Annotated in this window: 18 protein-coding genes; 7 read left to right on the forward strand and 11 right to left on the reverse strand. The window is 68.8% G+C overall.

Annotation, left to right across the window (positions count from 1 at the left end):
* Window positions 1-25: 25 nt before the first annotated feature.
* Window positions 26-727 (reverse strand): aminoacyl-tRNA hydrolase, encoded by a 702-nt coding sequence (gene pth, locus F3H32_RS08205; protein WP_149765411.1) that lies wholly within the window; start codon window positions 725-727, stop codon window positions 26-28.
* A 189-nt stretch (window positions 728-916) separates the two neighbouring features.
* Between pth and F3H32_RS08210 the strand changes: the two genes are divergently transcribed.
* The 5 genes from F3H32_RS08210 (at window position 917) to F3H32_RS08230 (ending at window position 4,505) form a co-directional block, all read left to right on the forward strand.
* Window positions 917-1,546, forward strand: a complete 630-nt coding sequence (locus tag F3H32_RS08210) for an ATP-dependent Clp protease proteolytic subunit (RefSeq protein WP_115755670.1) — start codon at window positions 917-919, stop codon at window positions 1,544-1,546.
* 162 nt (window positions 1,547-1,708) lie between these two features.
* Window positions 1,709-2,974: an ATP-dependent Clp protease ATP-binding subunit ClpX gene (gene clpX, locus F3H32_RS08215; RefSeq protein WP_115755681.1), complete on the forward strand. Its 1,266-nt coding sequence runs from the start codon at window positions 1,709-1,711 to the stop codon at window positions 2,972-2,974.
* A gap of 197 nt (window positions 2,975-3,171) precedes the next feature.
* Window positions 3,172-3,546 carry an NADH:ubiquinone oxidoreductase subunit NDUFA12 gene (locus tag F3H32_RS08220; protein ID WP_149765412.1) on the forward strand — a complete coding sequence of 125 codons (375 nt, stop codon included), beginning with the start codon at window positions 3,172-3,174 and terminating at the stop codon, window positions 3,544-3,546.
* Between the two features lie 3 nt (window positions 3,547-3,549).
* Window positions 3,550-4,017 (forward strand): outer membrane lipid asymmetry maintenance protein MlaD, encoded by a 468-nt coding sequence (gene mlaD, locus F3H32_RS08225; RefSeq protein ID WP_149765413.1) that lies wholly within the window; start codon window positions 3,550-3,552, stop codon window positions 4,015-4,017.
* On the forward strand, window positions 4,014-4,505 hold the full coding sequence (locus tag F3H32_RS08230; protein ID WP_149765414.1) for a DUF2155 domain-containing protein: 492 nt from the start codon (window positions 4,014-4,016) through the stop codon (window positions 4,503-4,505). Before mlaD ends, F3H32_RS08230 begins: the two co-directional genes overlap by 4 nt.
* Here F3H32_RS08230 and aat read toward each other — a convergent pair.
* From aat to tkt, 6 genes are all read right to left on the reverse strand, one after another.
* A complete protein-coding gene (gene aat, locus F3H32_RS08235) occupies window positions 4,469-5,110 on the reverse strand; it encodes a leucyl/phenylalanyl-tRNA--protein transferase (RefSeq protein ID WP_149765415.1) in 642 nt (213 codons plus the stop codon). The two genes, F3H32_RS08230 and aat, sit on opposite strands and share 37 nt — an antisense overlap.
* A gap of 35 nt (window positions 5,111-5,145) precedes the next feature.
* Entirely contained in the window at window positions 5,146-6,498 is a 1,353-nt protein-coding gene (gene accC / locus F3H32_RS08240; RefSeq protein WP_149765416.1) for an acetyl-CoA carboxylase biotin carboxylase subunit, read from the reverse strand.
* Window positions 6,499-6,505: 7 nt separating this feature from the next.
* The gene (gene accB / locus F3H32_RS08245; protein ID WP_149765417.1) at window positions 6,506-7,024 is read right to left on the reverse strand and encodes an acetyl-CoA carboxylase biotin carboxyl carrier protein; all 519 of its coding nucleotides are present in this window, start codon (window positions 7,022-7,024) and stop codon (window positions 6,506-6,508) included.
* 103 nt (window positions 7,025-7,127) lie between these two features.
* A complete protein-coding gene (locus F3H32_RS08250) occupies window positions 7,128-8,018 on the reverse strand; it encodes a lysophospholipid acyltransferase family protein (protein WP_149765418.1) in 891 nt (296 codons plus the stop codon).
* Window positions 8,015-8,956, reverse strand: a complete 942-nt coding sequence (locus F3H32_RS08255) for a DMT family transporter (protein WP_149765419.1) — start codon at window positions 8,954-8,956, stop codon at window positions 8,015-8,017. The genes F3H32_RS08250 and F3H32_RS08255 overlap by 4 nt, the downstream gene beginning before the upstream one ends.
* Window positions 8,957-9,178: 222 nt before the next feature.
* Window positions 9,179-11,197 (reverse strand): transketolase, encoded by a 2,019-nt coding sequence (gene tkt, locus F3H32_RS08260; RefSeq protein ID WP_149765420.1) that lies wholly within the window; start codon window positions 11,195-11,197, stop codon window positions 9,179-9,181.
* 94 nt (window positions 11,198-11,291) lie between these two features.
* On the opposite strand from tkt, the gene F3H32_RS08265 reads away from it, so the two are divergent.
* Complete coding sequence (locus F3H32_RS08265; protein WP_149765421.1) at window positions 11,292-13,256, forward strand: O-fucosyltransferase family protein; 1,965 nt, start codon at window positions 11,292-11,294, stop codon at window positions 13,254-13,256.
* 81 nt (window positions 13,257-13,337) lie between these two features.
* On the forward strand, window positions 13,338-14,828 hold the full coding sequence (locus F3H32_RS08270) for a nucleobase:cation symporter-2 family protein (RefSeq protein ID WP_149765422.1): 1,491 nt from the start codon (window positions 13,338-13,340) through the stop codon (window positions 14,826-14,828).
* A gap of 6 nt (window positions 14,829-14,834) precedes the next feature.
* Here F3H32_RS08270 and F3H32_RS08275 read toward each other — a convergent pair whose 3' ends face one another.
* Genes F3H32_RS08275 through F3H32_RS08290 form a run of 4 tightly spaced genes read right to left on the reverse strand, consistent with a single transcriptional unit; the run spans window position 14,835 to window position 19,015 of the window.
* Window positions 14,835-16,202, reverse strand: coding sequence for an HlyC/CorC family transporter (locus F3H32_RS08275; protein WP_149765423.1), 1,368 nt, complete (start codon window positions 16,200-16,202; stop codon window positions 14,835-14,837).
* The gene (locus F3H32_RS08280; protein ID WP_149765424.1) at window positions 16,199-17,170 is read right to left on the reverse strand and encodes a tyrosine recombinase; all 972 of its coding nucleotides are present in this window, start codon (window positions 17,168-17,170) and stop codon (window positions 16,199-16,201) included. Before F3H32_RS08280 ends, F3H32_RS08275 begins: the two co-directional genes overlap by 4 nt.
* Complete coding sequence (locus F3H32_RS08285) at window positions 17,167-18,780, reverse strand: hypothetical protein (protein ID WP_149765425.1); 1,614 nt, start codon at window positions 18,778-18,780, stop codon at window positions 17,167-17,169. Before F3H32_RS08285 ends, F3H32_RS08280 begins: the two co-directional genes overlap by 4 nt.
* Window positions 18,767-19,015: a hypothetical protein gene (locus tag F3H32_RS08290; RefSeq protein WP_149765426.1), complete on the reverse strand. Its 249-nt coding sequence runs from the start codon at window positions 19,013-19,015 to the stop codon at window positions 18,767-18,769. The genes F3H32_RS08285 and F3H32_RS08290 overlap by 14 nt, the downstream gene beginning before the upstream one ends.
* Between the last annotated feature and the right edge of the window lie 67 nt (window positions 19,016-19,082).

The raw sequence follows: 19,082 nt of genomic DNA on the forward strand, positions 1-19,082 counted from the left end.
CTATGACGGCCGGGCGGCCGGGCGGTCAGCGGAAGCGGTCGCCCAGGGCTTTCAGCCGGTCGGCAAGGCTGGCCGGTGCCGCCTCGGGCGCCTGGGCCTGTGCGGGCCGGGGCGCCGGGATGTCGCCGGGCTTTTGCGGCCGGGTGCCGCTGTTGCGGGCAGGCGCCAGCCGCGCCGCCACCGCATTCATGAAGCGCGCATCGTCGCCCGCCGCCAGCGCCTCGGCCCCGTCCGAGATGGCGCGCAGCACGTCGTCTAGACCCTCTTGCTCGGCCTTGGCAAAGTCCGACAGCACATAGCCGGCAACGCGGTCCTTGTCGCCGGGATGGCCGATGCCGATGCGCAGGCGGCGATAGCCCTCGCCGACATGCTGGTGGATCGAGCGCAGCCCGTTATGGCCCGCATGCCCGCCCCCGGTCTTCAGCCGCAGCCTGCCGGGGGCAAGGTCCAGTTCGTCATGCAGCACGATCACGTCCTGGGCGGCAAGCTTCAGATAGCGCATCGCCTCGCCCACGGACTGGCCCGACAGGTTCATGAAGGTCGCGGGCCGCAGCAGGGTGACGCGCACGCCCCCCAGCCGCCCTTCGGCGATTTCGCCCTGGAAGCGGGCGCGCCAGGGCGAAAAGCCGTGGTCGGCGGCGATGCGCCCGACCGCCATGAAGCCCACATTATGCCGGTTCGCGGCGTATTTCGCGCCCGGATTGCCCAGGCCGACGATCAGTTTCATGCGTTTCTCCGTCGCTCGCCGGCCAGATTACCGGGCGGGGCGGATGGGGGCAAATTTTATCGCTCTCTTGTCCTTCGGGGCTGGCGTTACTAAGACTCTGTCAACCTTTCGCAGCTAAGCGATCCCGCAGGGCAGACCCCTTGGGACGAATCGCGAAACGGGCAGGCCAGGCAGGGACAAAGGACAGACATGCACGATCCGGCAGAATTCTACATGAACACACTCGTCCCCATGGTCGTCGAACAGACCAGCCGCGGCGAACGTGCCTATGACATCTTCTCGCGCCTGCTCAAGGAACGGATCATCTTCCTGTCCGGTCCGGTGCATGACGGCATGGCGACGCTGATCTCGGCCCAGTTGCTGTTCCTTGAGGCGGAAAACCCGACCAAGGACATCAGCATGTATATCAACAGCCCCGGCGGCGTCGTGACCGCGGGCCTGTCGATCTATGACACGATGCAATACATCAAGCCGCGCGTCTCGACCCTGGTGGTGGGGCAGGCTGCCTCGATGGGATCGCTGCTTTTGTGCGCGGGCCAGCCGGGGCACCGCTTCTCGCTGCCCAACAGCCGGGTGATGGTCCACCAGCCCTCGGGCGGGTTCCAGGGCCAGGCCACCGACATCCTGATCCATGCGCGCGAAACCGAAAAGCTCAAGCGGCGCTTGAACGAGATCTATGTCCAGCATACCGGCCGCACCCTGGAAGAGGTCGAGGAAGCGTTGGAGCGCGACCGCTTCATGTCGCCGCTCGAAGCCAAGGAATGGGGCCTCATCGACGAGATCCTGGTGGCGCGCGGCAAGGCCGAGCCAGAGAAGTGATCACGGCTGCGGGAAGCCGCCGGGGCTGACGTTTTGGGGATTGTGACGGGCCGGGGCGGCCCGTAACATGGCAGCCAACCCCGATGGCGCGGCCCGCCGCGCCCGAACAGGCGGTCGTCCGGCACTCCTGCCGGGCCTCCGGTGCAATACGAGGATCAACTGATGGCCAATCCGACCGGCGGCGACAGCAAGAACACGCTCTATTGCAGCTTCTGCGGCAAGAGCCAGCATGAGGTACGCAAGCTGATTGCCGGTCCGACCGTGTTCATCTGCGACGAATGCGTCGAACTGTGCATGGACATCATCCGCGAGGAAACCAAGTCCTCGGCGCTGAAATCCGGCGACGGGGTGCCGACCCCGCGCGAGATCTGCGATGTGCTGGACGATTACGTCATCGGCCAGGAACATGCCAAGCGCGTGTTGTCGGTGGCCGTCCACAACCATTACAAGCGGCTGAACCACAGTTCCAAGACCGATATCGAACTGGCCAAGTCGAACATCCTGCTGATCGGCCCGACCGGCTGCGGCAAGACGCTGCTGGCGCAGACGCTGGCGCGCATCCTGGACGTGCCCTTTACCATGGCCGATGCCACCACGCTGACCGAGGCCGGCTATGTCGGCGAGGATGTGGAGAACATCATCCTCAAGCTGTTGCAGGCCAGCGAATACAACGTCGAACGCGCGCAGCGCGGCATCGTCTATATCGACGAGGTCGACAAGATCACCCGCAAGTCCGACAACCCCTCGATCACCCGCGACGTGTCGGGCGAGGGCGTGCAGCAGGCGCTGCTGAAGATCATGGAGGGCACGGTCGCCAGCGTGCCGCCGCAGGGCGGGCGCAAGCATCCGCAGCAGGAATTCCTGCAAGTCGACACCACCAATATCCTGTTCATCTGCGGCGGCGCATTTGCCGGACTGGACCGGATCATCGCGCAGCGCAACAAGGGCACGGCGATGGGTTTTGGCGCCGCGGTCAAGGAAGACGAAGATAAGGGCGTGGGCGAACTCTTCAAGCAGCTCGAACCCGAAGATCTGCTGAAATTCGGCCTGATCCCGGAATTCGTCGGCCGGCTGCCCGTCATCGCCACCCTGGGCGACCTGGACGAGGCGGCGCTGATCATCATCCTGACCCAGCCCAAGAACGCGCTGGTCAAGCAGTATCAGCGGCTTTTCGACCTGGAAAACGTCAAGCTGACCTTCACCGATGACGCGCTGACCGCCATCGCCAAGCGCGCCATCAAGCGCAAGACCGGCGCGCGCGGGCTTCGCTCGATCATGGAGGATATCCTGCTTGACACCATGTTCGACCTGCCCGGCATGGACAGCGTCGAAGAGGTGGTGGTCAACGAAGAGGCGGTGGAAAATCCTGCGGCCAAGCCGCTGCTGATCCACACCGATTCGAAAAAGGAAGCCGCGACCGCCGGCTGACGCGCTGAAAGCGTGCAACGGCGCCGCGGCTGCGGCGCCGGGGGCGAAGGCGCGCTGCGCGGTTGCGGCGCGGCCGCAAGGCCCCGCTCCGGCTTGCGTCGATTTGCCCCATCCGGGGGGATGGGCCAAGCCTCTCTGGACCTTTGCCGCGAGTTGCGCCATATCTCCAACATATCCGATTGACGAGGTTCGCACCCATGTCGTTTCTGCTGCGCTTTCTGACCTGGTGGAACAGCCAGACCCTGAACACCCAGGTCTGGACCAAGCTTTACGGCGAAAGGGTGGGCGAGGACGACCAGGGCAACGTCTATTACCAGTCGGCGGGCGGCAAGCGGCGCTGGGTCATCTATAACGGCGAAGCCGAGGCAAGCCGGATTTCGCCGGATTGGCACGGCTGGCTGCACCATACCTATCGGGAACCGCCGACCCAGGCGCCGCTGGCCCGCAAGCCCTGGGAAAAGCCGCATGAGCCGAACCAGACCGGCACGCCGGGCGCCTATCACCCGGCCGGCTCGCTTTATCGCGCCAAGCCGGTCGAGCGTCGCGATTATGACGCCTGGCAGCCGGAATAGGCGATGAACACCGCCGCCGAACGGGCCGAGCTTTGGGCTGGCGCGGCGGTGCTGGCCGTGGTGGCGGGCTTTCTGGCCTGGTCCACCGCAGGGGGCAAGCTGGGCGCGTCCCTGGCGGGCGGCTATGACTTGCGCGCGGCTTTCCCCAATGTCGACGGCATCGAGGTGGGGACGGATGTCCGGCTGGCCGGCGTCCGCATCGGCCGCGTTTCCGCGGTCGACCTGAACCCCCAGACTTATTTCGCCGAAGCGCGGCTGCGCCTGCCCCAGGCGATCCGCCTGCCCAGCGACAGCGCGGCGCTGATCCAGTCGGACGGGCTGCTGGGGGGCGCCTATATCGAATTGCAGCCGGGCGGCGCGCCCGACGATCTGGCCCCCGGCGACGAGATCGAGGATGTGCAGGGCGCGGTCAGCCTGATTTCGCTGATGATGAAATTCGTGGATGCGCAAAGCGGGGGCCAAGGGCAATGATCCATCCTCTGGTCCGTGCCGGCCTGTGCCTGCTGCTGGCTGCCAGCCCCGCCCTGGCCCAGGACGAACCGGCCCAGGATCAGCAGTTGATGATCGACCCCGCCTTCAGCGACGACCCCGATGCGGTGGTTCCCGCCGAACCTTCGGCAGCCGAGCGTCAGCGCGCCGCCGAAGCCGCCCGCGGCCCTGAAACCGCACGCGGCAACGGCGCGGAACTGCGCGGGCTGGACAAGGTCACCGGCCGGACACAGGATTTCTCGCTGGCGGTGGGCGAATCGGTCCAGTTCGGGCGGCTTCGGCTTGACCTGGCGGAATGCCGCTATCCGGCGGCGGATCCCAGTTCGGATGCCTATGCCGAATTGACGATCACCGACAGCCAGGCCAATGCGCGCCTGTTCGCGGGCTGGATGATCGCCTCTTCGCCGGCGCTTTCGGCGCTGGATGACCCGCGCTATGACGTCTGGGTGATTTCCTGCAACAGGGCCTGACGGTCGGGCAGGGGGCTGGCGTTGAAATCGGCGCGGTGCCGCAGCGCCGCGGACAGCCGGCGGCGATATTCCAGCCGCGGGATCGCCTGGCCCCCCATCGAGGCCAGATGCGGGCTGGGATATTGCGTATCCCATAGCGTGAAGCCGCAGCGCGCCAGATGCGAGGACATCCAGATCAGCGCCGCCTTGGACGCGTTCTCGCGCCGCGAGAACATGCTTTCGGCAAAGAAGGCGCTGCCCAGCGACAAGCCGAACACCCCGCCGACCAGGTCCCCGCCGTCGCGGATTTCCAGCGAATGCGCATGGCCCCGCCGGAACAGGTCCAGGTAAAACCCGAAAAGCGTGGCGTTGATCCAGGTTTCGTCGCGTTCGGCGCAGTGCTCGACGGTGGCGGCAAAGTCGCGGTCCAGCGTCGCCTGCCACCCGCAATGGCGCAGAAAGCGCCGCATCGAGCGCGACACATGCACCCCGCCCACCGGCAGGATGCCTCGGACACGCGGTTCGAACCAGTAAAGCCGCGGGTCCGAGGCGGATTGCGCCATCGGAAACACCCCTTGGGCATAGGCGGCCAGCATCCCTTCGGAGGTCAGCCCGCCGCCGCTCATGCGCAGGCCGCCTGTCTTGCCGGGTGCCGCATCGCCTAGCCGCCGGCGGTCATCTCGGCCAGCCAGCGTTCCAGCCAATGGATCGAATAGTCGCCGCGCTGGATGTCGGGATTTTCGATCAGCGCCCGGAACAGCGGCACGGTGGTGTCGACCCCGTCCACGATCAACTCGCCCAGGGCGCGGTTCAGCCGCGCCAGCGCCTCGGGGCGGTCGCGGCCATGCACGATCAGCTTGCCGATCAGGCTGTCGTAATAGGGCGGGATGCGATAGCCGTCATAGATCGCCGAATCCATCCGCACGCCCAGCCCGCCCGGCGCATGATATTGCGAGATCCGGCCGGGCGAGGGGGTGAAGTTCGGCAGCTTTTCCGCATTGATCCGCACCTCGATGGCATGGCCGCTGATCTTCAGGTCCTGCTGGTGGAACTCCATTCCCTGGCCGGCGGCGACCAGGATCTGCTGGCGCACCAGGTCGACGCCAAAGATCGCCTCGGTCACCGGATGCTCGACCTGAAGGCGGGTGTTCATCTCGATGAAATAGAACTCGCCATCCTCGAACAGGAACTCGATGGTGCCGGCGCCGCGATAGCCCAGCTTTGCCATGGCATCGGCGCAGATGCCGCCGATGCGGGCGCGCTGCTCGTCGGTAATGACGGGTCCGGGCGCTTCTTCCAGCACCTTCTGGTGGCGCCGTTGCAGCGAACAGTCGCGCTCGCCCAGGTGCACGGCGCGGCCGCGGCCGTCGCCAAAGACCTGGATTTCGATATGGCGCGGGCGTTGCAGGTATTTCTCGATATAGACTTCGTCATTGCCGAAGGCCGCCTTGGCCTCGGCGCGGGCGGTGCGAAAGGCGGTTTCCAGCGCGGCTTCGTCATGCGCGACCTTCATGCCGCGCCCGCCGCCGCCGGCGGTGGCCTTGATGATGACCGGATAGCCGATTTGGGCCGCCACCCGCTTGGCCGCCGCCACGTCCGCCACGCCGCCGTCAGAGCCGGGCACCACCGGAATGCCCAGCGACTTTGCCGTCTCCTTGGCGGTGATCTTGTCGCCCATGATGCGGATATGTTCGGCCGAGGGGCCGATGAAGGTGATGCCGTGATCTTCCAGCATCTGCACGAAACCGCCGTTTTCCGACAGAAAGCCATAGCCGGGATGCACGGCCTGCGCGCCGGTGATCTCGCAGGCCGAGATGATGGCGGGCTGGGACAGGTAGCTGTCTGTCGAAGAGGGCGGGCCAATGCAGACGGATTCGTCGGCCATGCGCACATGCATGGCATCGGTATCGGCGGTGGAATGCACCGCGACCGAGGCGATGCCCATCTCGCGGCAGGCGCGGATCACGCGCAGCGCGATCTCGCCGCGGTTGGCGATCAGGATCTTGTCGAACATCCGCGCCTCACTCGACGACCATCAGGGGGGCGCCGAACTCGACCGGGCTGCCGTCGTCGACCAGGATGCGCTTGACCGTGCCCGAACGGGGCGAGGGGATGTGGTTCATGGTCTTCATCGCCTCGACGATCAGCAAGGTGTCGCCTTCCTTGACCTGCTGGCCGATGCTGACGAAATTGGCCGCGCCGGGTTCGGGCGCCAGATAGGCGGTGCCGACCATGGGCGAGGTCACGACGCCGGGCAGGCTGGCGGGATCTTCGCTGGCCGGGGCCGCGGCCGCGGCAGGGGCGGGCGCGGCAGCCGCCGGGGCTGCGGCGAATGCGGCCGGCATGGCTTGCGGGGCGGCGGCCTGTTTCTGCTGCTTGGACAGGCTGACGGTCAGCCGGTCGTTTTCGTCATATTCGCGCTTGACGGTCAGTTCGGTCAGTTGGTTGCGATCGAGCAGTTCCGCAAGCGCCTGGATGAAGGCGACATCGCCCTCGTGATGGCGCTTTTCGTGACCAGCGTTGTTGGAATCGTCGCTCATGCCGTCCTCTGGATGTCGTTGTCGGGGCCCGCGTTCTGTCTGCGCGGCGGATTTGCGCGCCCTTATAGCCCGTCGGGCGACCCGAGGGAAAGGGTTTCGCCGCCTAAGCCCGGCGTTTCCAGCGCCGATGCACCCAGAACCATTGCTCCATATGGGCGCGCACCAGACGTTCCAGATCGTCGTTCAGCGCCTGCATCATGGTCGCGGCGTCGCTATGCGGGATGGGGGCGCCGATCTGGACGCGAAAGCCCAGCCCGTCGGGCTGGCGGATGCCCGCCGCCGGCAGGATCAGCGCGTCATAGCGCAGCGCCAGTTCCGCCGGGGTCAGCACGGTCCGGGTCGGCCGCCCGAAAAAGCGCAGCTCGGCACCGTGGTCGTCGAACTGGTCGAAGCCAAGCGCCAGCCAGCCGCCGCCCTTGAGAAAGCGCAGCATGGCCGCCAGCCCGGAGCGGCCGCGCGGGAACATCGGCTCGGCGATGGCGCGCATGGCGGGGATGTAGTGGCGGTTGAAGGCCTCGTTGTTCATGGGGCGGTAAAGCGCGCCGATCGGCCAGCCGCGCCCGGAAAGCGCCGCGCGCAGGGCGTCGTAATTGCCGAAATGCGCCACGGCCAGGATGACCGGGCGCCCCGCCTGCGCGGCCTGTTCCAGCGCCGGCAGGCCGGCGCCGGCCAGCGGATCGGCTGCATGGATGCGGTCGGTGAACTCGGTCCCGGAATAGATCTCGGCCAGCGAGCGGCCGGCATTCTCGGGCACTGCGCGGGTCAGGCGGCGGATCTCGGGCGCGGCAAGATCGGGGCGGGCCAGGGCCAGGTTGGCGCGGATGCGTCCCCGCCAGCCGGCCAACGGACCCAGGACATGGGCAAAGAACCAGCCCATGGCCGCCACGCGCCGGCGATAGGGCAAAAGCCGCGCCAGGACCATCACGGCCAGAAAGGCGCCATTGGCCAGGCGGTCGCGCAGCGGCGCGGGGTCCTGGATGTCGGTTTCGGTCATTGCGCCCCCGTTCCGGTGGCCCGGTTCATCGCGCGGGCCTCGCGCATCCAGACATATAGCCCGGCGGCCACGATGATCAACGCGCCGATAACGGTCCAGCGGTCGGGCAGGGTGCCCCAGAACAGCCAGCCCCAAAGCCCGGCCCAGATCAGCCCGGTATAGCCGAAGGGGGCGATGGCCGCCGCCTCGGCCAGGGAAAAGGCGCGGATCAGCAGCGCCTGCGCCGCGGTGCCGAACCCGCCAAGCAGCAGGAAGGCCCAGATGTCGCCGATGGCGATGGGCTGCCAGACCAGGGGCACGGCAAGCGACGACAGGGCGGTGCCCACCAGCGCCGACCACAGGATCGAGGTGGCGGTGGAATCGCTTCGCGCCACGCGGGTCAGGATGGCCCCGGCCGCATAGGTGAAGGCGGCGGCAAGCGCCAGCAGCGCGGCGGGATGAAAGACGCCGGCACCGGGGCGGATGATGAGCAGCGCCCCGCAAAGCGCGGCCAGGATGCCCAGGATACGCCGGATGCCGATCGATTCGCCCAGGAAAAGCGCCGCGCCCAGCGTGATAAGGACCGGGTTGATGTCCATGATCGCCGTCGCCTCGGCCAGGCCGACAAATTGCAGCGCGCTGAAGAACAGCAGGATCGAGCAGAGCTGGGTGAGCCCGCGGAAGGCCTGCACCACCGGCCTGCGCGTGGCCAGGGTGGCGCGCAGCCGCGGCGCGAAGATCGCCGCGACGATGGCCAGGTTGGTGAGGAAGCGTATCCAGACCACCTGCACCGGGTGGTAAAGCGTCGAGAGGTGCTTGCCGGTCGCGTCCATCAGCGTGAACAGGAAGATCGCCAGCAGCAAAAGCACGATGCCGCGCAATTGCGTCGGGCGCGCCGGATCGCCCGTCGGCGCAAGGATGGGCGGCAGGGCGCCGGGGCTGGGTTCGGACGGTGCCATCGCTGGTCCCTTTCGCCCTTGGTCATGCGCGCCAGCGGTGGCGGGGACCATGGGTGGCGCGCGCGCCTGTGCTGCGCGGCCGCAGGAGTATTTGGGAAACGGTGAAAGCCGGGCGCGGGAATTGCCTGGGGGCGCGCGCGCGCCGGTGCATGGGTATTTGGGCAACGAAGAAGTCGCGGGTCTGGCCGGTGGGCCGCGCCGGGTGGGCGCGGCCCCGATGGGTCAGCCGAGCAGGCGGCGGGCCTCGGCCACCGTGGCCTCGGGCGTGATGCCGAACTGCTCGTAGAGCGTCGGCGCCGGGGCCGAGGCGCCAAAGCCGGTCATGCCGATGAAGCCCGAGGTTTCCTCGCGCCCGCGCTCGCCCAGAAGCAGCCAGTCCCAGGGCTGGCGGATGGCGGCCTCGATGGCGATGCGCACGGTGCCGGCGGGCAGCACCTGCCGGCGGTATTCGGCATCCTGGTCGCGGAAAAGCTCCATCGTCGGGACCGAGACCACGCGGGTGGGCACGCCCTGGGCTTCGAGTGTTTCGCGCGCGGCGACGGCGATTTCAACCTCGGAGCCCGAGGCCATCAGGATCACCCTTGGCGCGGCGCTGGCTTCGCGCAGGATATAGGCGCCGCGGGCGGTCAGGTTTTCGCCCGCATCCTGGCGCAGCAGGGGCAGGTTCTGACGCGACAGCGCCATGACCGTGGGGGTCGATTCGCTTGTCAGCGCGATTTCCCAGGCCTCGGCGGTCTCGATCAGGTCGCAGGGGCGCAGGGTCAGCGTGTTGGGCGTGGCGCGGCAGATCGCCAGATGCTCGACCGGCTGGTGGGTCGGCCCGTCCTCGCCCAGGCCGATGCTGTCATGGGTCATGACATAGGTCACTGGCAGGCCCATCAGCGCCGAAAGCCGCATCGCGCCGCGGGCGTAGTCGGTGAAGCACATGAAGGTGCCGCCATAGGGGCGAAAGCCGCCATGCAGCCAGATGCCGTTCATCGCCGCCGCCATGCCATGTTCGCGGATGCCGTAATGGATATAGCGGCCCGTGCGGTTTTCCGGCGTGAACATGCCCAGGTCCTTGGTCCGGGTGTTGTTCGAGCCGGTCAGGTCGGCCGAGCCGCCCAGCGTTTCGGGCAGTTCGGGGTTCACCACTTCCAGCACCATCTCGCTGGCCCTGCGGGTCGCGACCTTGGGCTGGCTGGCCAGCGCCTGCTGCTTGAGCGCGGCGATGGTGGGCGCCAGCCGGTCGCTGGTGCCGCCCGAGATGCGGCGGGCGAATTCGTCGCGGTTTTCCGCCGCATCGACGCGGGCGGCCCAGGCTTCGCGTTCCGCCCGGCCGCGGGCGCCGATGGCGCGCCAGTCGGCCAGGATGTCGTCGGGCACGCTGAAGGCGGCCGCGTCCCAGCCCAGCACCTCGCGCGCGGCGGCGATCTCGGCCGCGCCAAGCGCCGAGCCGTGCACGCCGGAACTGTCCTGCTTGTTGGGTGCGCCGAAGCCGATGATGGTCTTGCAGGCGACCAGGACCGGGCGGCCGTCCTGGCCGCTGGCGGCATCGGCCAGGGCGCGTTCGATGTCGGCCGGGTCGTGGCCGTCGCAGGCAAGCGTGCGCCAGCCCGAAGCCTCGAAGCGCTGCAACTGGTCGGTCGAATCCGACAGCGACACCCGGCCGTCGATGGTGATGTCGTTATTGTCCCAAAGCACGATCAGGTTGCCGAGCTTCTGGTGGCCGGCCAGGCCGATGGCCTCTTGGCTGATGCCCTCCATCAGGCAGCCGTCGCCGGCGATGACCCAGGTCTTGTGGCTGCACAGCGCATCGCCGAACTGGGCGCGCATCGCCTCTTCGGCGATGGCGAAGCCGACGGCGGTGGCGATGCCCTGGCCCAGGGGGCCGGTCGTCGTCTCGACCCCCTCGGCATGGCCGTATTCGGGATGGCCGGCGGTGATCGAACCCCATTGCCGGAAGTTGCGGATCTGGTCGATCGACATCTGCTCGTATCCGGTCAGATGCAGCAGCGAATAGATCAGCATCGAGCCATGGCCCGCAGACAGCACGAAGCGGTCGCGGTCGAACCAGTTCGGCGCGGCGGCGTCGAATTTCAGGTGGTTGCGGAACAGGACCGTGGCCACGTCGGCCATGCCCATCGGCATGCCGGGATGGCCGGAATTCGCCGCCTCGACGGCATCCATGGAAAGGGCGCGGATCGCGGTGGCGAGGCGCCAGTGGGCGGGATCGGCCTTGCGGCGGGCTGCGATGTCCATATCGGGATTTCCGTGCTGTTGTATGGCGGCAGGTCCTGATAGGCACGGGGGCGCGCGGTTGCAAGCCGCAAGGGGGGTGGACGGGCGGTTTCGCATGACAAAGCACCATGCCATCATCGGTTTCCGGCAGGATCGGATCGGCGCGCGGCTGATCTGCCTGCTCAATGTCATGCGGATGGCGCGCAAGTTCGGGGTCTCGGGGCGCTATCTGTGGCTGTCCCAGCCGGGCGGTCCCTATCCCGAACTGACCGATCCGCGCGACTTTCTGACGCCGGCATTCGTCGCCGCCCATATCGACATCGTGACGCGCCCGCCCGATCGCGCAGGGCGGCGCAACCTGCCTGCGGCGGCGCCGGGCATGAACACCGCCGGCTTTGCGCGGACGCTGGCCGAAGGGCGGCGCTACGAATGCGATGCGATGTCCGAGGTGATCCGCTTCATGGACGAGCCCGAGGCCGAGGCCGCGGCCGGGCTGCGCGCAATGGCGGCCGAGCTTGCGCTGTCGCCGCGCCTGTCGGACGCGCTTGCCCAGGCGCGGCGCGTCCTGGGGCGGGCCGGGGGCGGGCAGCCGGTGGCGATCCATGTCCGGCGCGGCGACATCCTGGACGGCGATCCCTGGTCCTATTCCTCCTGGGCGTCGAAATATGTGCCCGACGAGTTCTTTCGCGCCTTCGTCGCCGGGGTCGAGGGGCCGGTCATCGCCTTTTCGGACACGCCGACGGCGGTCGAGCATCTGCGCCAGGGCTGCGCGCGGGTGGTCCTGGCCCACGAGCTTCTGGATCACGGCGCGCTGACCCCGGCCGAGCGCGACCTGCTGGAGCTGCTGTTGATGGCCGGCTGCGCCCAGGTGGGCGCGCCCAGCCACAGCGCCTTTTCGCGCGCCGCCGCGATGATCGGGCAATGCCGGATCGTGGCGTTGCCTTCGGCCTTGCCGGCGGATCGGCGCCTGGCTGCCTATGACGCGCTGCTTGATCGGGTGATCGCGGCGCCGGGCAGCTTCTTTGCCCCCGGCGACCTGGCGCAAAGCGTCAGCTACGCCGCGGGTCACGCGGCGGGGGCGGGACGCGGGGCGGAACTGGTCGATGCGCTGGCCGGCCAGCGCGCGCTGCTGGAGCGGTTCCCCTTTCTTTATCGCGAGCTTGCGGTGCTGGCCTGGACCGTCGGCCGCCGGAAAAAGGCGCATGGGCTGGCGCAGCAGGGGCTGGAGGCGCCGCTGATGCGCAACCGCGACAAGCCGCAATGCCGGCAGGTGGTCCTGGTGACCCAGAACGAAGCCAGGGATGGCAAGGCCGGGCGGGACGGGCTGGACGCGGCCTTTCTGGATATGGTCTTTACCGGCCGCGCCGCCGAGGGGCCGATCATGCCGGCGCTGGCCTACCGCCTGCTGCGCAAGGGCGGGCGCGCGGCGTCGGCCTTGGCCTTGCCGCCCGAATTGCTGCCCGCCCTCGCGCAACCCAACCCGGATCGCGACAAGGGCAATATCCTGCCGCTTTGGGTGCTGCGCGTCGACTGGTCCGAATTCGTGCGCGAGGCGGGGCCGCAGCGGGAACTGCTGCTTTGGCCCGAGTTCTGGCGCAAGCTGTCCCCCTGGGCCGACGACCTGGCGCGGGTCGAGGCGGCGCTGGCCAAGGGGGAACAGCCGCCGCTTTCGGACAGGGATGCGCATTGGCTGGGCTTTTGCGCCTCGGTCCTGCGGCTGCATGGCCGGCTGAACCGGGCGCTGGCGATCCTGCACTGGCTGGACGCGGCCCGGCCGGGGCAGATGCTGACCCGCAAGCGGCTGGCCGATGTCTGTTTCGCCGCGGGCAATGACAAGGCCGGCCGGCGCTGGCTAAAGGCGGCGCTGGAACTGGCACCGGACCATCCGCTGCTGCTGTTGTCGGCGGCGCTGCGCGCGGCGGGGGCGCAGGACGCGGCGCGCGCCGGATCGCATCTGCAAGCGGCCGCGGCCGCCTGGCCGGAACTGGGCCTGAGCGCAACCCTGGGCCGGGCCATCGGCCGCGAGATGCAGGCCGACCCCGCGGCCGGTGCGGGCCTGCGGATCACGCAATCGTCATAAAGCGTTTGCCAATCCCCGCCGGCCGGCGCAAGCTTTCAGCAAAAAGCCACGATATCCGGCAGGACGAACGGGAGCGTTACGATGACCAGGACCGCGACACCCGCGATGGATCCGGTGGACGAGATCCTGCCGCCGCTGCGCATGGCGACCCTGGGCTTGCAGCATGTGCTGGTCATGTATGCCGGCGCGGTCGCCGTGCCGCTGATCGTCGGCCGGGCGCTGAAGCTTGCGCCCGAGGACGTGGCCTTCCTGATCTCGGCCGACCTGTTTTGCTGCGGTATCGCCACCATCATCCAGTCGCTGGGCGTGACGCGCTGGTTCGGCATCCAGCTGCCGGTGATGATGGGCGTGACCTTCGCCTCGGTCGGGCCGATGGTCGCCATGGCCAACGCCTATCCGGGGCCCGACGGCGCGCGGATGATCTTTGGCGCCATCATCGGCGCGGGGATCGTGGCCATGCTGATCGCGCCCTTCGTCGGGCGGATGCTGAAGTTCTTTCCGCCGCTGGTGACCGGCACCATCATCCTTGTGATCGGCGTCACGCTGATGCGGGTGGGGATCAACTGGATCTTCGGCAACCCGGTCGGGCCGACCGCGCCCAAGGTGGTGGACCCGGTCGCGGCGGGCTGGCTGAACCAGTTGCGCGACCTGGCCGGGACCGGCGTGGTCCCGGCGCTGCCCCAGGGCTTTGCCCCCGCGCCCAGCGTGCAGAACCCGCTTTACGCCCAGCCGGTGAACATCGCCATTTCCGGGGTGGTGCTGGTGGCGATCCTGCTGATCGCCCGCTTCGGCCGCGGCTTCGTTGCCAATATCGCGGTGCTTCTGGGCATGCTGATCGGCGCGGGGCTGACCATCGTGCTGGGGCAGATGACCTTTCACAAGGTGGCCGAGGCGCATTGGTTCGGCATCGTCGCGCCCTTTCATTTCGGCATGCCGATCTTTGACCCGGTGCTGATCGTGACCATGGTGCTGGTGATGATCGTGGTGATGATCGAATCGACCGGCATGTTCCTGGCGCTGGGCGATATGACCGGGCGCGAGATCACCCCGCGCCGCCTGACCGCCGGGCTGCGCACCGATGGCTTGGGTACGCTGATCGGCGGCATCTTCAACACCTTTCCCTATACCTCGTTCAGCCAGAATGTCGGCCTGGTCGGCGTCACGGGGATCAAGAGCCGCTTCATCTGCGTCACGGGCGGGATGATCCTGATCCTGTTCGGGCTGGTGCCCAAGATGGGCGCGGCGGTCGAATCGCTGCCGACCCCGGTGCTGGGCGGAGCGGGGCTGGTGATGTTCGGCATGGTTGCCGCGACGGGGATCCGCATCCTTTCGACGGTGGATTTCGCCGGCAACCGCAACAACCTGTTCGTGGTGGCGGTGGCGCTTGGCTTCGGGATGATCCCCCTGGTCGCGCCGGATTTCAAGCAATGGACGCCGCATGCCATCCACCCGCTGGTCGAATCGGGCATCCTGCTGGCGACCATCGCGGCGGTGGCGCTGAACGCCTTTTTCAACGGCAGCGGCGGCAGCGCCGATGCAGCCCGGCGCGCCGCCGCCATGGCCGACCATTGACGGCGATCAGCCGGCCGCCGCCGGCTCAAGCGGGCGGATGCGCAGGCGGGTGATGCGGTTTTCCCGCCGCGACAGCACCTCGAAACGGTAGCCGTGAAAGGAAAACACCTGCCCCGCCGCAGGGATGGACTGCGCCATGTGGATCACCAGCCCGGCGACGGTATTGGCCTCGTCGTCGGGCAGCGACCAGTCCAGCGCCCGGTTCAGGTCGCGGATGGTCATCGCCCCCTCGACCACGTAATCGCCCTGCGGTCCCGGCAGCAGCGATTGCGCGGCGTCCATGTCGTGTTCGTCGGTGATTTCGCCGACGATTTCCTCCAGGATGTCCTCTAGCGTGATCAGCCCGCGCAGGCTGCCATATTCATCCACCACCAGCGCGAAATGCGTATGCCGTTTCAGAAACTCGCGCATCTGCTCGTCCAGCGGCGTGGTCTCGGGCACGAAATAGGGCGGCATGGCGGTGTCCATGACGTCAAAGCTGCGCAAGGCCTCGGGTCCCTGGTCCTGAAGCGCCCGACGCACGCCGCGCAGCAGGTCCTTGGCATGGATCACGCCGACGACATTCTCGCGCTCGCCCCGATAGACGGGCAGGCGGGTGTGCGGGCTTTTCAGCACCAGGTCCAGCACCTGATCGGTGGGAAGGCCGGCGTCGATCATCTCGATGCGCGAGCGGTGCAGCATCACCTCTTCGACCGCGCGCTCGCCCAGGTCCAGCGCGCCCAGCAGGCGGTCCCGGTCCTCTTTTTCGACCGAGCCGCTGGATTGCGCGATGGCCAGGGCGCCGGCGATTTCCTCCTGGACGGAAAAGACGTGGCTTGCCCGGTCGGGACGAAAGCCCAGCAGCGCCAGGATGCCGCGCACGATCAGCCGCACCACCGCCACGATCGGGGCCATGATGCGGGTGAAGATGCCGATGGGACGGGCGACGCGGCTTGACAGTTCCTCGGGGGCAAGGATGGCATAGGTCTTGGGCAGCACCTCTGAAAAGATCAGCACCAGTGCGGTCATCACCAGCGTCGCGACCGCCACGCCGCCGGCGCCAAGGATGCGGGTGAACAGCGCCGTGGCCAGGCTGGCCGACAGGATGTTGACCACGTTGTTGCCCAGAAGAAGCGAGCCGAGCAGCCTTTCGCTGTCGCGGGTTACGTCAAGCGCCCGCGTGGCGCCCGCATCCCCCTTGTCGGCCCTAGCCCGCAGCTTGGCCTGGCTGGAGGCGGTCAGCGCCGTTTCCGAGCCCGAGAAGAACGCCGAAAGCGCCAAAAGCAGCAGGATGGCGGCGCAGGTCAGCCAGATCACCGGATCGGCAAGGATCGAATCGCGGGCCGGCGCGGCGGCCGATGCGGCCGCATCCGCGGCCAGGGCTGGGACGGTCATGGCTTCTTTCCGCTGGTGTCGGCATGGGCCAGCGGATGATGGTTCAGCACCAGATCGCGCATCCGCGTGTCCATGACATGGGTATAGATTTCGGTCGTGCCCAGGTCGGCATGGCCCAGCAGCGTCTGGATCGCGCGCAGGTCGGCCCCGCCCTCCAGCAGATGCGTGGCAAAGGCGTGGCGGATGACATGCGGCGAGACGCGGGCCGGGTCGATCCCGGCCGCCAGGGCCAGTTGCCCCAGCAGTGCGTTCATCGCCTGGCGGGTCATGTGCCCCTCGCGCGAGGGGGCGGGAAACAGCCAGCGCGCGCCCTTGCCCGCGACCAGCCGGCCCAGCGGGCTTTCGGCGGGCGCATTGTCGCGCCGCTTCAGCCAGGCGGCCAGCGCCCGGCGCGCCGGATCGCTAAGCGGCACCATCCGTTCCTTGCCGCCCTTGCCGCGAATAAGCAGCAGCGCCGGATCGCCGCGGCAGGCGCCCACGGGCAGCGAGACCAGTTCGCTTACGCGCATGCCGGTGGCATAGATCAGTTCGACCAGCGCCAGGTTGCGCGCCCGCTCGGTTTCGTTGCGGCCAAGGCGGGGCAGGGCGTCCAGCATCGCCTGCACCTCGGCCCGGTCCAGCACCTTGGGCAGGCGCTGCGTCCGGCCCGGCCCGCTGATGCGGCATGCCGGGTCGTCATCGCGCCAGCCTTCGTCCAGAGCAAAGCGGGTCCATTGCCGGATGGCGGACAGCCGCCGCGCCCGCGTCGCCCGCGACAGTCCCTGGGCGTCGCAATGGGACAGGTAGTCCTCGACCCCCTCGCGCGGGACGGTCATCAGGCTGTCGCCCCGCGCCGCCAGCCAATCCGCGAAATCGCGCAGGTCGCGGCCATAGGCCAGCAGCGTGTTGCGCGCCGCCCCCGCCTCGGCCGCCTGCGCGTCCAGAAAGGCCGAGATCCGGCCTGGATCGCCCTGCTGGCCGCGGCTCATGGTGCGCCGGCGCCCGCCGGGGGCGTCATCACCGGGGCCAGGACCAGTTCGACCGCGGCCTGGCGGGCGATTTCCTGCTGGCCCAGCACCCGCAGCACCCGCAGCCCCTGCGCCGCGCGCGGCAGGTCGCCGTCAAGCCCGGCATCGACATCGGCGATGGCGGCCAGCAGCGCCTCGCCGCGGCGGTCGGCCAGGATCAGTTGCGCCGCGCCCTGGGGGACGTCCCGTTCGGACGGCCCCAAGAAGGCGGGGAAAAGCGCGGCTGCCAGCGGCTCGCCCTGCCCCGGCGGCGGGGCCGAGGCCGGCTCGCCCGCGGCAAAGCGCAACAGCCACAGGTCGAAGGGCTGCACGTCGGCGGGCGGGCTTTGCACCACCTGCGGCTGGGATGCCTGCAAGGCCAGCCACAGCGCCAATTGGCCGGCGCGACCGTCAAGCCCCAGGGCGCCGGCTTCGGCCCCGACCATATCGGCCAGGGCCGGCCCCAGCCCCGCCGCCGCCATGGCGTCGAAGGCGGGCGGCAGGCTGCGCGCCACCGCGGCGCGATCGCGCGCCAGAAGCGCATCGGCCAGCGCCTGCACGGCCGCGGCCCGGTCCCAGACCCCGCCCGAGGCGGCGGGCTTCTGTTCCAGATAGATCATCCGCAATTGCGAGGCCGGGATGGCGCCGGCCCGCGCCAGCCGCTCGGCCGCGTCCAGCCGCGCCTTCCAGCCTTCGTTCTGATCCAGGTCGGCCAGGGCAAAGGCCAATGGCAGGCTGGACGACGGCAGCGGCTGGCCGATCGCCTCGTGCAGCCGCAGTTCCAGCGGCGAAACCACCGCAGGCGACACCAGTTGCTCGGCGCTGTCGGAATAGCCGTCGTCCAGGTAATGCGCCAGCAGCGCGGCCATTCCAGGGTCGATCTGCGCCAGGGCGTCTGCGCCGTGAAAGACCAGCGCCGCCGCCGCCCAGTCGCCGCCATAGGCCAGGCAGAAGATGCGCGCCGAAAAGCTGGGCGCGACGCCGGGGGTGCGGTCCATGATCTCGCAGGCCTGCGCCTCGTCCCCCGACAACAGCGCGATGTCGAACAGCCGCCGGAACCGCTCGGGGTCGCCGGGACCCGCCGCCTTCAGCAATTCCTTGGCCGCGCCGGTGGCGCCCATGTCCAGAAGCTTGTCGACGCGGGCCAGGAACAGCGCGCCTTCCTGTCCGGCCTCGGCCCGCGGCGGGCTTAGCTGCGCGGCCAGGATGCGCCGCTCCAGCCGCCGCAACGCCGGCAGCCGCGGGTTCGAGGCGCGGATCAGCCGCGCCAGTTCGGGCGCCGGGCTGGCGCCCCAAAGCCCAGGCGGCAGCCCCGCCGCGCGCGGCGAAACCGTCCCCTTGCCGTCGGGATTGCCCTCGCCCAGCCGGGTCACGCCGACGGGACCCACCGCGCCGCTGGGGGCGATGTCGCGGCGGCGAAGTTCGGGCGGGCGCGGATCGCCCGGCCGCCACGACGACATGTTGTCGGGTTCCTGCACGCTGCCCGACAGCCAGTCGCTGGCCGAAAGCGGCGGCTTGGCCGCGGCCGGCTGGCCAAGCGCCAGGCCTGCCGCCAGCACGCAGGCCAGCCCGTATCCGTCAGTCGAGGTCATTCTGCCCCGCTTCCCCGCTGCCCGCCGCCGGGGCGGTCGCGGCCGTTTCGCTGTCTTCGCCTTCCGGGGCGGGGGCGGGTGCCTGTGGCGGGGCGGGGCTTTCGGCATCCAGGTGCAGTTCGACGGGCATGCGCATCTCGCGCGGGTCGGAACTCATGTCCCCCAGATAGGCATAGCCGGCCAGGCCCGCCAGAATCAGGATGACCAGAACCACCACCACCTTCAAAAGCCGCATGAATTGCCCCTTCCGCCTCGAACTCTGTTGCCGGTCTGCCGCCGGCTCGTGCGAAATATATATGGCA

It is taken from the genome of Paracoccus thiocyanatus, assembly GCF_900156255.1.
GTDB lineage: Bacteria > Pseudomonadota > Alphaproteobacteria > Rhodobacterales > Rhodobacteraceae > Paracoccus > Paracoccus thiocyanatus.